We start from the raw sequence: 12,163 nt of genomic DNA, 5'->3' as shown, positions 1-12,163 counted from the left end.
GAGAACCCGTGGGTGCGCTCAGCGCGCCCACCAGCCCTCGTCGAAGCGCCCCTGCAGGAAGGCCACGAAGCCCGACACCTTGCCCGGCACCAGCTTGGGCGACGGGAACACGGCGTGGATCTCCTGCTCGGGCAGCGCGTGGTCGGCCAGCACTTCGCGCAGCTTGCCCCCGGCCAATGAGTCGCTGGCCACGTAGCGCGGCATCAGCGCAATGCCCAGCCCGTCGCGCGCGGCGGCCAGCACCGCCGACAGGTTGTTCGAGCGAAAGCGCCCCGACACCGGCACCGTGACCGCATCGCCCTTGGGCGTGTGCATGCGCCAGAACTCGTCGCCCACCACGCTGCTGTAGATCAGCGCCACATGCGCGCTCAGGTCTTGCGCGCGCCTGGGCGTGCCGTGCTTCTTCAGGTAGGCCGGCGAGGCCACCATGGCCCACGGATTGACGCCCAGGTAGCGCGCGCCCAGCGACGAGTCGGCCAGCTTGCCCATGCGGATGGCCACGTCCACGCCCTGCGCGATCAGGTCGACATAGCGGTCCTCGAAGCTCAGGTCGAGCTGCACCTGCGGGTGCCGGCGCATGTACTCCAGCGCCAGCGGCACCACCACGCGCCGCCCGAACGCCACCGAGGTGCCCACGCGCAGCAGCCCCTGCGCCTGGTTCTGCCGCAGCTGCACGATGCTCTCGGCCTCCTCGGCCTCGCGCACGATGGTCTTGCACTTCTCGTAGTACAGCGCGCCGGGCTCGGTGAGGCTCACGCCGCGCGTGTTGCGGTTGAGCAGCCGCACCTTCAGCCGCGCCTCGGTGGCCGCGACCTGCTTTGTCACGGTGGGCTGGGTGGTGTTGAACTCGCGCGCGGCTTTGGAGAAGCTGCCGGTCTCCACGACACGCACGAACATTTCCATGGCGAGTAAGCGATCCATGGGCTGCATGGTAGTCACTTATTCCGCCGTGGAATAGGTTTTATGGTCCGCAGCCGTCTTCTTCGAATGCGCACCGCTTCCTACAGTGGGACCACCTCAAGGAGACACTTCATGGCAAAGATGACAGCGGTCCAGGCCGCGGTTCTGGTGATGGAAAAAGAAGGCGTGACGCAGGCCTTCGGCGTGCCGGGCGCGGCAATCAACCCGCTGTATTCGGCGCTGCGCCAGCGCGGCAGCATCGCGCACATCCTCGCGCGCCACGTCGAGGGCGCCTCGCACATGGCCGAGGGCTACACGCGTGCCATCGCCGGCAACATCGGCGTGTGCATCGGCACCTCGGGCCCGGCGGGCACCGACATGATCACGGGCCTGTACTCGGCCTGGGCCGACTCCATTCCGATCCTCTGCATCACGGGCCAGGCGCCGCGCGCCCGGCTCTACAAGGAAGACTTCCAGGCGGTGGACATCGAGTCGATCTCCAAGCCCGTCACCAAGTGGTCGGTCACGGTGCGCGAGCCGGGCCAGGTGCCGCAGGTGTTCCAGCAGGCCTTTCACCTGATGCGTTCGGGCCGCCCGGGCCCGGTGCTGATCGACCTGCCCTTCGACGTGCAGATGGCGCAGATCGAGTTCGACATCGACAGCTACGAGCCGCTCAAGCCCTACAAGCCGGCCGCCACGCGCGCCCAGGCCGAGAAGGCCATTGCCATGCTGAACGCGGCCGAGCGCCCGCTGATCGTGGCCGGCGGCGGCGTCATCAACGCGGACGCGGCCGACCTGCTGGTGCGCTTTGCCGAAGCCACCGGCGTGCCGGTGATTCCCACGCTGATGGCCTGGGGCGCGATTCCCGACGACCACCCGCTGATGGCCGGCATGTGCGGCCTGCAGACCAGCCACCGCTACGGCAACGCGACCATGCTGGCCAGCGACTTCGTGCTTGGCATCGGCAACCGCTGGGCCAACCGCCACACCGGCTCGGTCGAGGTCTACACCAAGGGCCGCACTTTCGTGCACGTGGACATCGAGCCCACGCAGATCGGCCGCGTGTTCACGCCCGACTTCGGCATCGTGTCCGATGCCAAGGCCGCGCTCGAACTGTTCGTCGAAGTGGCCGAGGAAATGAAGGCCGCGGGCAAGCTGCCCAGCCGCGCGCAGTGGGCCGGCGAATGCCGCGACCGCAAGAAGACGATGCTGCGCAAGACCAACTTCGCCGACGTGCCGATGAAGCCGCAGCGCGTGTACCAGTGCATGAACAACCACCTGGACCGCGACACCTGCTACGTGAGCACCATCGGCCTGTCGCAGATCGCGGCGGCGCAGTTCCTGCACGTGTACAACCCGCGCCACTGGATCAACTGCGGCCAGGCCGGCCCGCTGGGCTGGACCATTCCCGCCGCGCTGGGCGTGCGCGCGGCCGACCCGACGCGCAAGGTGGTGGCGCTCTCGGGCGACTACGACTTCCAGTTCATGATCGAAGAGCTGGCCGTGGGCGCGCAGTTCAAGCTGCCGTACCTGCACATCGTGGTCAACAACTCCTACCTCGGGCTGATCCGCCAGGCGCAGCGCGGCTTCGAGATGGACTACTGCGTGCAGCTGGCGTTCGACAACATCAACGCGGCGCCCGACGCGGGCATCGAGAGCAGCTACGGCGTGGACCACATGAAGGTGGTCGAGGGCCTGGGCTGCAAGGCGATCCGCGTGCGCAAGCAGGAAGAGATGGCGCCCGCCATCGAACGCGCCGAGGCGCTCATGGCCGAGTTCCAGGTGCCCGTGGTCATCGAGGTGATGCTGGAGCGCGTGACCAACATCGCGATGGGCACCGAGATCGACGCCATCAACGAATTCGAACCGCTGGCCGAGAGCACGGCCGACGCACCCACGGCCCTGGCCGCGGCGATGCTGGACTGAGAAAGAAAGAAGAGACATGCCCAAGTTCGCAGCCAACCTCACGATGCTCTTCACCGAGCTGCCCTTCATGCAACGCTTCGAAGCCGCCGCCAAGGCGGGCTTCAAGGGCGTGGAGTACCTGTTCCCCTATCCCTTCGACAAGAAGGAGCTGGCCGCCGCCCTGCGCGCCAACGGCCTGCAGCAGGTGCTGCACAACCTGCCGGCCGGCGACTGGGACAAGGGCGAGCGCGGCATCGCCTGCCACCCGGACCGCACGGGCGAGTTCGCCGAAGGCATTGCCATGGCCATCGACTACGCCACCGCGCTGGGCTGCTCGCAGGTGAACTGCCTCATCGGCAAGGTGCCGGCGGGGGCCGACGTCAACGTCGTCAACCGCACGGTCATCGACAACCTGCGCCTGGCCGCGCGCGAGCTGGAAGCGGCGGGCCTGCGCCTGCTGATCGAGCCGATCAACACCTTCGACATTCCGGGCTTCTTCCTGAGCCGCACCGACAAGGCGCTGGCGCTGATCGAGGCGGTGGGCTCGCCGAACCTGCGCGTGCAGTACGACATCTACCACGCGCAGCGCATGGAAGGCGAGCTGGGCAACACGCTCTCCAAGCACCTGGCGCAGATCGGCCACATCCAGCTGGCCGACAACCCCGGACGCGGCGAGCCGGGCACCGGCGAAATCAACTACCCGTGGCTGTTCAAGCACATCGATTCGCTCGGCTACGACGGCTGGATCGGCTGCGAATACAAGCCCCGCAGCGACACCGTCGACGGCCTCGGCTGGCGCGAGGCGCTCACGCGCAAGCAATGACAGGACTCAAGGAAACAAGCACATGACGACCCAACAAAAAATCGGATTCATCGGCCTCGGCATCATGGGCGCGCCCATGGCGGGCCACCTGCTCGACGCGGGCCACCAGCTGTTCGTGAACACGCACGGCAACACGCCCGAGCCCTTCGTTTCGAAGGCCACCATCTGCGCCTCGGCGGCCGAGGTGGCGCGCCAGGCCGACATCATCTTCATCATGGTGCCCGACACGCCCGACGTGGAGAAGGTGCTGTTCGGCGAGCCCGGCAAGGAAGGCGTGGCCGCGGGCCTGAAAGACTCGCGCAACAAGATCGTGGTCGACTGCAGCTCGATCGACCCGATCGCGACCAAGGAATTCGCGCGCCGCATCGCGGCGGCCGGTGCCGGCTATGTCGACGCGCCGGTCTCCGGCGGCGAGGTGGGCGCCAAGGCCGCGAGCCTCACGATCATGTGCGGCGGCGACGAAGGCACCTTCGAGCGCGTGAAGCCGCTGCTCGACAAGATGGGCAAGAACGTGACGCTGGTGGGCGGCGTGGGCGACGGCCAGGTGTGCAAGGTGGCCAACCAGATCATCGTGGCGCTGAACATCGCGGCGGTGAGCGAGGCGCTGGTGTTCGCGTCGAAGGCCGGCGCCGATCCGGCGCGGGTGCGGCAGGCGCTGATGGGCGGCTTCGCGAGTTCGCGCATTCTCGAAGTGCACGGCGAACGCATGATCAAGCGCACCTTCGCGCCGGGCTTTCGCATCTCGCTGCACCAGAAGGACCTGAACCTGGCGATGCAGAGCGCGCGCACGCTGGGCGTGGCGCTGCCGCAGACGGCCGGCGCGGCGCAGCTGATGAACGCCTGTGCCGCGCTGGGCTACGGCCAGCTCGACCACTCGGCGCTGGTGCGCGCGCTCGAAGCGCTGGCCCAGCACACGGTGACGCCGGACTGAGCCTTTTTACGGCCGTGTGTTTTCGGGGGGCGAAGAGATCAGCTCTTCGCCGCCTCCAGCGATTCCTTCAGGTTGCGCCGGCGCCATGCCCAGGTCTTCACGGCCTGCGGCAGGATGCCGACGCACGATGCGTAGTACGTCACCTTGAAGCCCCAGAAGCGCGGCCCGATCGGCGTGTTGCGGAACAGGTCGCCGGCCAGGATCGACAGCAGCGCCTCCTGCATGCGCCAGATGTTGCGCGGGTGCATGAACAGCCGGCGGATGGCCGGCGAGGTGATGCGGTAGATGAACCACGAGAACATCTTCGGCCCGTGCTTCATGACCTTCTCGTAGTGGCGGAAAGCCTTCTCGGCCTCCTTCGCCTCGCCCTTGAGCCACAGGTCGGCCGCGGCGGCGCCCTCGAAGGCGCTGTTCATCGCCAGGTACACGCCCGACGAGAACATCGGGTCGACGAAAGCGTAGGCGTCGCCGACCATCATGAAGCGGTCGCCGCGGCAGAATTTGGAGTCGTAGGCGTAGTTGCCGGTGGAGGTGGCGCCGCCCATCAGCGTGGCGTTCTTCAGGCGCGCGGCCAGCTTGGGGGTCAGCGCAATGGTTTCCATCAGGAACTCTTCGAGCGTGCCCTTGCGGTTCTTGAAGTAGGCCGGCGAAGCCACCGCGCCGACACTCACCGTGCCGTCTTTCAGCGGGATGTACCAGAACCAGCCGTGATCGAACCAGAACAGCGAAATGTTGCCCTCGAAGCGGCCCGGCCGCCTTTCGGCGTTCTCGAAATGACCGAACAGCGCCGCGCTGGCGTGCTTGCGGTTGCGGCGCTTGGCGTCCAGCTGGTTCGACAGCAGCGTGTCGCGCCCGCTGGCGTCGATCACGAAGCGCGGGCGCCAGGCGGTCTCGGTGCCGTCGTCAGCCTTGACCTTCACCTGCGGGCGGTTGTCGGGCGTGCCCTTGCCGGCGTCCATGTCCACGCCCGTGACGCGCTGACCCTCGAAGGTGCGCGCGCCGCGCTTGCCGGCATGGCGGAACAGCAGCTCGTCGAACTCCGAGCGGCGCACGTGCACCGCGTACGGAAAGCTCTTGTCCATGGCCTGGCCGAAGTCGAAATGGCTGCTGTGGTCGTGCCACGGCGAGACGAACTCGGCGCCGTGCTTGCGGATGCCGATGGCCTCGACCTCGGTGCGCACGCCCAGGCGGTCGAACAGCGGCATGTTCATCGGCAGCAGCGACTCGCCGATGTGAAAGCGCGGATGCTGCGCCTTTTCGATCAGCACCACGTCATGGCCCTGGTCCGCCAGCAGCGCCGCCACGGTCGAGCCCGAAGGGCCGCCGCCGATGACCACCACGTCGGGGTCGGTGCTCGTGAAAGGTCCGGGTGTCATTCGCTCTTGCCCCTCGTTCTGTTTTTGTCTCTGGAGACGCCGACCGGACGGTCCAACCGCCGGTTAACCCTAGTTAACAGTTTCACAGTTTAGCGAAGCGCCCCGCCGGCTTATCCGCCGGAAGATATGGATCCAGGCGTTTTCGGCATTCCCCCTGTAAGAACAAGCCGCGCTTTTGCGGTAGCCTCATTGCCCGTCAGAAACAAGGAGACTTTCATGGCTGCACCCCTTTCCCCCGCAGAAGAAGCACTTCGCGAGGCAGCGCGCGAATACCACCGCTCGCCCGTCAAGGGCAAGATTTCGATCACCCCGACCAAGCCCCTGCTGAACCAGCGCGACCTGTCGCTGGCGTATTCGCCGGGCGTGGCCTATCCCTGTCTCGACATCGCGGCCGACCCGTCGCTGGCGGCCGAATACACGGCCCGCGGCAACCTGGTGGGCGTCATCACCAACGGCACGGCCGTGCTGGGCCTGGGCAACATCGGCCCGCTGGCCTCCAAGCCGGTGATGGAAGGCAAGGGCTGCCTGTTCAAGAAATTCGCCGGCATCGACGTGTTCGACATCGAGCTGGCCGAGAACGACCCCGACAAGCTGGTCGAGATCATCGCGGCGCTGGAGCCCACGCTGGGCGGCATCAACCTGGAGGACATCAAGGCGCCCGAGTGCTTCTACATCGAGAAGAAGCTGCGCGAGCGCATGAACATCCCGGTGTTCCACGACGACCAGCACGGCACGGCCATCATCTCGGCCGCCGCGCTCATCAACGGCCTGGAACTGGTCGGCAAGAAGATCGAGGACGTGAAGATCGCCGTGTCGGGCGCCGGCGCCGCCGCCATCGCCTGCCTGGACGTGATGGTCGGCCTGGGCGCCAAGCCCGCCAACATCTACGCCTGCGACTCCAAGGGCCTGATCTACATGGGCCGCGCGGGCGGCTTCGACGAATCCAAGGCGCGCTACGCCCAGAAAGACACCGGCGCCCGCACCCTGGCCGACGTGGTCAAGGACGCCGATGTGTTCCTGGGCTGCTCGGCCCCCGGCGTGATGTCGGCCGAGATGGTCAAGACCATGGGCACGCAGCCCATCATCCTGGCGCTGGCCAACCCCGAGCCTGAAATCCGCCCCGAGCTGGCCAAGGCCGTGCGCCCCGACTGCATCATTGCCACGGGCCGCTCGGACTACCCGAACCAGGTCAACAACGTGCTGTGCTTCCCGTACATCTTCCGCGGCGCGCTCGATTGCGGCGCCAGCAAGATCACGGAAGAAATGAAGCTGGCCTGCGTGCGCGAGATCGCCGAGCTGACCAAGGCCGACATCAGCGAAGAAGTGGCCACCGCCTACGCCGGGCAAGAGCTGGCCTTCGGCCCCGACTACATCATTCCCAAGCCCTTCGACTCGCGCCTGATCCTGCGCATTGCCCCGGCCGTGGCCAAGGCCGCCGCCGCTTCGGGCGTGGCCTCGCGCCCGATCGAGGACATGGAGGCCTACCGCCAGCACCTGACGCGCTTCGTCTACCAGACCGGCATGTTCATGCGCCCGGTGTTCAGCGCCGCCAAGATCGCCACCGCCAAGCGCGTGGCCTATGCCGAAGGCGAGGACGAGCGCGTGCTGCGCGCCGCCCAGTGGGCCGTCGACGAAGGCCTGGCCAAGCCCATCCTGGTGGGCCGCCCCGCCGTGATCGAGGCGCGCATCCAGAAGGCCGGCCTGCACATTCGCGCGGGCGTCGACTTCGAGATCGTCAACCCCGAGGACGATCCGCGCTTTCGCACCTACTGGGAGAGCTTCCACAAGATCATGGGCCGCCGCGGCGTCACGCCCGAGGCCGCCAAGACCATGGTGCGCCGCTCGAACACCACCATCGCCGCGCTGATGATGCACCTGGGCGATGCCGACGCCATGATCTGCGGCCTGGTCGGCCGCTTCGACGTACACCTGGAGCACATCCGCAACCTGATCGGCCTGAAGCGCGGCGCGCCAGGCTTCGCCACCCTGAACGCGCTCACGCTGGACAAGCGCACCGTCTTCATCACCGACACCAACGTGAACGAAGACCCGAGCGCCGAGCTGCTGGCCAGCATCGCGGTGATGGCCGCCGAGGAAGTGCGCCGCTTCGGCCTGCCGCCGAAGGTGGCCTTCCTGTCGCACTCGAACTACGGCACGTCGAGCCGCGCCTCGGCGCGCAAGATGCGCCTGGCGCGCGACCTGTTCGCGCAGATGGCGCCCGACATCGAATGCGACGGCGAAATGCACGGCGACGCGGCCCTGTCCGAAGACGTGCGCCGCACCGCCCTGCCCGAGACCACGCTGAGCGGCGAAGCCAACCTGCTGGTGTGTCCGAACCTCGACTCGGCGCACATTCTCTACAACGTGCTGAAGATGACCGGCGCCAACGGCATCACGGTGGGCCCGGTGCTGCTGGGCGCCGCGAGCTCGGCACACGTGCTCACGCCGTCGTCGACGGTGCGCCGCATCATCAACATGACGGCGCTGGCGGTGGCCAAGGTCACGGTCGACAAGTAAGCCGGCGGCGGCTTGCTCAGGCGTGGAACGGTGACGCGGCCGGCACATCGGCCGCATCGAACACGTTCCACGCCAGCAGTTCCTCTTCTTCCGGCGGCGGCTCGCAGCCGCCGACCCGGCTGGGCTTCCAGCCGAAGCGCTGCTTCGTGTCGGCCAGCGCCTCGGCGCGCTTGAAGGCGGCCAGCGCCGAGTCGATGACGGGCACGCCCAGCACGTCCTGCAGTTGGCGGTAGAAGCCGAACTCCAGCGTGCAGCCCAGGATCAGCGCCTCGGCGCCGTCTTCGTCGATGGCGCGGCGGCCCTGCTCGATCATGCGGCGCACGGTTTCCTCGCGGTCGCGCTGGAAGTCTTCCACCCCCAGCTGCAACGCGCGGCACGAGGCCAGCAAGTGGCCGTGCCCGTACTCGCGCACCCGCGACTCGATGCGCGGCACCCACTTGCGGCGCCCGACGATGACCGACACCTTCTGCGCCAGGTTGGCCGCCGCCTCGAACGAGGCCTGACAGGGCGCGACCACCACCGTCTCGCCCGAAATCTCGCGCGCCTCGACAAGCACCGGGTCGTAGAAGCAGCCGAGCACCACCGCGTCGAAACGCTTCACGGCCGCATCGCGCACCACGCGCACGATGTCGGCGCCCAGCAGCGCCTCGTAACACTGGTACTCGACATGGTGGCGCACCGAGGCATTGCGCAGCGAGACCACCTCGACCTCGGTGCCGGGGTTCTTCACCTCGGCGAATTCACGGGCGAAGCGCTCGTTGTAGGTGTCGTTGCCGACCGTCCGGATCCATCGCACGCGCAGCGTCATGGTGTGTACTTCTGTGTTGAAAGGCTCAGGCCGGCACTTCTTCTTCGGCCGGCGCGAAGGCTTCGCCCAGCGACTTCTCCAGCGGCCGGTACAGCTCAGGCATGAACATCGTGCGCGACAACAGCAGCCGCGCGCGCGGTGCCACCAGCACGCGCAGCTTCACGCCCTGCCGCACATGGGCCGACACCACGGGTTTGCCGTCTTCGGCAAACGTCATCACCAGATCGGGGAAGCGCGCGATGCGCTGGCCGCCCTGCTCCAGCAGCATGTACTCGTTGATGAAGCGCAGCACCGTGCGCGCCGTGTCGTCGAGCTCGACGATGCCCACGTCCAGCCCCTCCTGCTGTTCGCAGCGGTAGGTGCGCACCTCGCCCTCGGCCACGATGCGGCCTTCGAGCGAACGGGCAACCGCATCGACACCGCCGTCGAGGTACGTCTGCCCCAGCGCGATGGCGTGGCTGATGGCGCCCGGCGCGCCGTGCTGGCGCGCATAGCCCACGTTCACCGGGTTGCGCGCCACGGCCACGAGTCCGCCTGCTTCGACCGACGCACGACGCACCACGGCCGATGTCTGCTCCAGTCGGCCCGACACCACGCCTTCGACATAGCGGCCCGGCTCGCCGCCCGCATAGGCCTGCACCGAGAGATAGTCGGGCTCGGTGTGCAGGCCCAGCGCGCCCATGACGCTCGACGGATGCGCGCGGCCGTTGCAGGCCAGGTCGATGACCGGAAGGCCGCTCATGGCGGCGTGGAACCAGCCGTTGACCGTGGTCTCGGCGCCGTTCTCGTTGGCATGCAGGCCGACCAGCTTCTGCCCCGCCGGCAGTTCGCGGCGCAGCAACTCCAGCGTGCGCAGCAGGTGCGCGGGTTGCACGTGCGGGTCGGGCGCGGCCGGGGCGCCGACCAACGCCATGGTGGCGGTGAGCGCCGACGGGTCGAACTCGTCGACGCTCCATAGCTGCGGCGCGCCGACCTGCAGCGCGAGCCTGGCGGCGCGCTCGCCCGACTCGATCAGTCCGCCGCCCCCGCCGCCGAGGATGGCGCCGCCCCAGATGGCCGCGCGAACGTCGTCGCTTGTCAGATTGCGTTTCATGGATTCGTCGTTCCTGTGTGATGAAGAAGAAAAAAGGAAAGGAAGAAAGCGGCTACTTGCGAAGCTCTTCACAACGCCGGAGAAGAAGCTGTAGAGCGCGTCGCCCGCGATCACGCCACCCGCGAACACCTCCAGCTTTTCGCGCGCGGTGGCGCCCAGCACGCGATGCGCGACCAGCCGGCACGCGATGCCGGCCGCGACCATCCACCCCGCCATCGGGCTCGCGATGAGCAGCCCCGTGGCAAACAGCACGCCCAGTTGCTGGCGCGCGCCGCCCACGATCTGCAGCAGCGCGCCGGGCACGGCCCACAGCGCAAGGTTGCGCGCGGTGTCGCCCGAGATGCCGGCCTTGATGGCCGCCACGTAGGCCGCGTTGATGGGCGCCGTCTGGTGGTTCGCGAAGAAGATCCTGTAGGTGCAGGCCACTACCACGATGGCCACGGCGAAGCCACCATGCCCGCGATCATCTGTTCGCGCCGGCCTTCGGCCTCGAAGGGCGTGCCCGATGCCTCGCCGCGCAGCAGATGGCCCGCCTTCAGGTCGTAGCCCATGTCGGCGAAGGCCGGGCCGGTGGCGGCCGAGAAGCCCGCCAGCACCACCAGCGCCTCGGGCGGAAAACCGATGAGGATGCCGATCAGCAACGAGATCAGCGCCACCGCGAAAGCCGGAAACCAGCCCGAGTGCATGGCCGCGATGCCCACGATGAGCTCGTGCACGAAGGCTGCGAAGGTGCCGTAGACGACGAAGCACACGAGCATGCCCGGCGACATGCCTGTGTAGACGCCCGTGCCCACCGCCAGCAGCACCATGATTGCGAGGTAGCCGACACTGCCCAGGCGCAGCGAGCGGCCCAGCACGGTGGCGCCGCGTGCTTCTTGCGACACGGCGGCGCCGGGCATTGCGCCGCGCTTCTTCAGCACCACGCGCCCCACCTGCACCAGCGCCACGATGCCCGCGCCGATCATCATGCCGTGCGGCACGTAGCGCGCGCCGATGTCCAGCCCGAACAGCGGCGCCGAATAGCCCCGCACCAGCAGCCCGATGCCGAACGCCGTCATCGCGCCGAGCCCGCCGATCAGCGCCACGCCGAAAGCCGACATCGGCAGCTTGAACACCGCGCCCGCCACGCCCGTGGCCAGCCCGCCCAGCAGCAGCCACGCCTGCTTGCCGCCGCCGTCGCCGGCCTTGATGGCCTCGGCCGCCGCAATGCCCAGCGGCCACGGGTTCTTCGCGGGGAACGCGGGCGTGTCGAACATGCGGTAGAGCAGCCACGCGTCCAGCAGCATCGCCAGGCTCACGCCGACGAGCATCGGCACCACCATGTCAGGCAGCCCGAACAGGAACGGAATGCCGATCGGCAGGAACAGGCTGTTGGCCGCGCCGAAGGTGGCCGACGAAATGCTGGTCTGCGCAAGGTTCTGCGCATGCACCGAGCGAAAGCCCCGGAACATGGCCAGCGGCACGCGCGCCAGCGTCATGGCCGCGAGCGCGCCGATGAGCGAAGTGCTCGGCGTGATGCCCAGGCTCGCGAGCATCTGGATGCCGACGATGGCGCCGAACACGCTCAGCACCACCGTGAGGATCAGGTTGGCGGGCGCCAGCGCCTTGGGGTGCAGTTCCGGGGATGGATGCGCGTCGCGCCTGCCGTCCTGGTCGTCGTGCAGCGGCGCGGCCGCCGTCACCTCGTGGTTCATGGTCGATCCTTGTAGTTCCATTTTATGGAACTCAATCCAATTAAATTGAACTCAATGATAGAACCGGGCAAGACGCTGTCAAGGCTGGTTCACCCCGATCGGGCAAGCACCCCCCG

9 protein-coding genes are annotated in these 12,163 nt (G+C 67.8%); 4 read left to right on the top strand and 5 right to left on the bottom strand.

From position 1 onward, the window contains the following. Nucleotides 1-18 precede the first annotated feature (18 nt). A complete protein-coding gene (locus BMG07_RS01120; RefSeq protein ID WP_198082802.1) occupies nt 19-921 on the bottom strand; it encodes a LysR family transcriptional regulator in 903 nt (300 codons plus the stop codon). A gap of 111 nt (nt 922-1,032) precedes the next feature. Here BMG07_RS01120 and gcl point away from each other — a divergent pair, with 111 nt between their 5' ends. From gcl to BMG07_RS01105, 3 genes are read left to right on the top strand one after another with little or no spacing between them, the layout of a single operon-like run. Further along, complete coding sequence (gene gcl, locus BMG07_RS01115; protein ID WP_198082801.1) at nt 1,033-2,826, top strand: glyoxylate carboligase; 1,794 nt, start codon at nt 1,033-1,035, stop codon at nt 2,824-2,826. Between the two features lie 16 nt (nt 2,827-2,842). After that, a complete protein-coding gene (gene hyi, locus BMG07_RS01110; protein WP_198082800.1) occupies nt 2,843-3,628 on the top strand; it encodes a hydroxypyruvate isomerase in 786 nt (261 codons plus the stop codon). Further along, complete coding sequence (locus BMG07_RS01105; protein WP_374221217.1) at nt 3,528-4,559, top strand: 2-hydroxy-3-oxopropionate reductase; 1,032 nt, start codon at nt 3,528-3,530, stop codon at nt 4,557-4,559. The genes hyi and BMG07_RS01105 overlap by 101 nt, the downstream gene beginning before the upstream one ends. 38 nt (nt 4,560-4,597) lie before the next feature. Here the strand turns inward: BMG07_RS01105 and BMG07_RS01100 are convergent, their stop codons facing one another. Next, nucleotides 4,598-5,935 carry an NAD(P)/FAD-dependent oxidoreductase gene (locus BMG07_RS01100; protein WP_198082798.1) on the bottom strand — a complete coding sequence of 446 codons (1,338 nt, stop codon included), beginning with the start codon at nt 5,933-5,935 and terminating at the stop codon, nt 4,598-4,600. A gap of 216 nt (nt 5,936-6,151) precedes the next feature. Here BMG07_RS01100 and BMG07_RS01095 point away from each other — a divergent pair, with 216 nt between their 5' ends. Next, nucleotides 6,152-8,452, top strand: a complete 2,301-nt coding sequence (locus BMG07_RS01095) for an NADP-dependent malic enzyme (protein ID WP_198082797.1) — start codon at nt 6,152-6,154, stop codon at nt 8,450-8,452. Nucleotides 8,453-8,468: 16 nt separating this feature from the next. On the opposite strand, the gene BMG07_RS01090 is transcribed toward BMG07_RS01095, so the two are convergent. Genes BMG07_RS01090 through BMG07_RS01080 form a run of 3 tightly spaced genes read right to left on the bottom strand, consistent with a single transcriptional unit; the run spans nt 8,469 to nt 12,047 of the window. Beyond that, a complete protein-coding gene (locus BMG07_RS01090; protein WP_198082796.1) occupies nt 8,469-9,260 on the bottom strand; it encodes an aspartate/glutamate racemase family protein in 792 nt (263 codons plus the stop codon). 25 nt (nt 9,261-9,285) lie between these two features. Continuing rightward, nucleotides 9,286-10,794, bottom strand: a complete 1,509-nt coding sequence (locus tag BMG07_RS01085; RefSeq protein ID WP_307866821.1) for a DUF917 family protein — start codon at nt 10,792-10,794, stop codon at nt 9,286-9,288. After that, a complete protein-coding gene (locus tag BMG07_RS01080) occupies nt 10,779-12,047 on the bottom strand; it encodes an OPT/YSL family transporter (protein WP_269758512.1) in 1,269 nt (422 codons plus the stop codon). The genes BMG07_RS01085 and BMG07_RS01080 overlap by 16 nt, the downstream gene beginning before the upstream one ends. Between the last annotated feature and the right edge of the window lie 116 nt (nt 12,048-12,163).

The sequence above is a fragment of the Variovorax sp. E3 genome (assembly GCF_016082275.1).
In the GTDB taxonomy this organism is placed as follows: Bacteria; Pseudomonadota; Gammaproteobacteria; order Burkholderiales; family Burkholderiaceae_C; genus Variovorax.
The sequence above is the reverse complement of the archived record's forward strand: the minus strand, read 5'-3'. Positions and strand labels throughout refer to the sequence as shown.

What these genes read in the sequence shown, in the direction of transcription:
- hyi (WP_198082800.1), top strand. Translation starts at nt 2,843, where the DNA reads ATGCCCAAGTTCGCAGCCAACCTCACGATGCTCTTCACCGAGCTGCCC.
- BMG07_RS01120 (WP_198082802.1), bottom strand. Translation starts at nt 921, where the DNA reads ATGGATCGCTTACTCGCCATGGAAATGTTCGTGCGTGTCGTGGAGACC.
- BMG07_RS01080 (WP_269758512.1), bottom strand. Translation starts at nt 12,047, where the DNA reads ATGAACCACGAGGTGACGGCGGCCGCGCCGCTGCACGACGACCAGGAC.
- BMG07_RS01090 (WP_198082796.1), bottom strand. Translation starts at nt 9,260, where the DNA reads ATGACGCTGCGCGTGCGATGGATCCGGACGGTCGGCAACGACACCTAC.
- BMG07_RS01100 (WP_198082798.1), bottom strand. Translation starts at nt 5,935, where the DNA reads ATGACACCCGGACCTTTCACGAGCACCGACCCCGACGTGGTGGTCATC.
- BMG07_RS01095 (WP_198082797.1), top strand. Translation starts at nt 6,152, where the DNA reads ATGGCTGCACCCCTTTCCCCCGCAGAAGAAGCACTTCGCGAGGCAGCG.
- gcl (WP_198082801.1), top strand. Translation starts at nt 1,033, where the DNA reads ATGGCAAAGATGACAGCGGTCCAGGCCGCGGTTCTGGTGATGGAAAAA.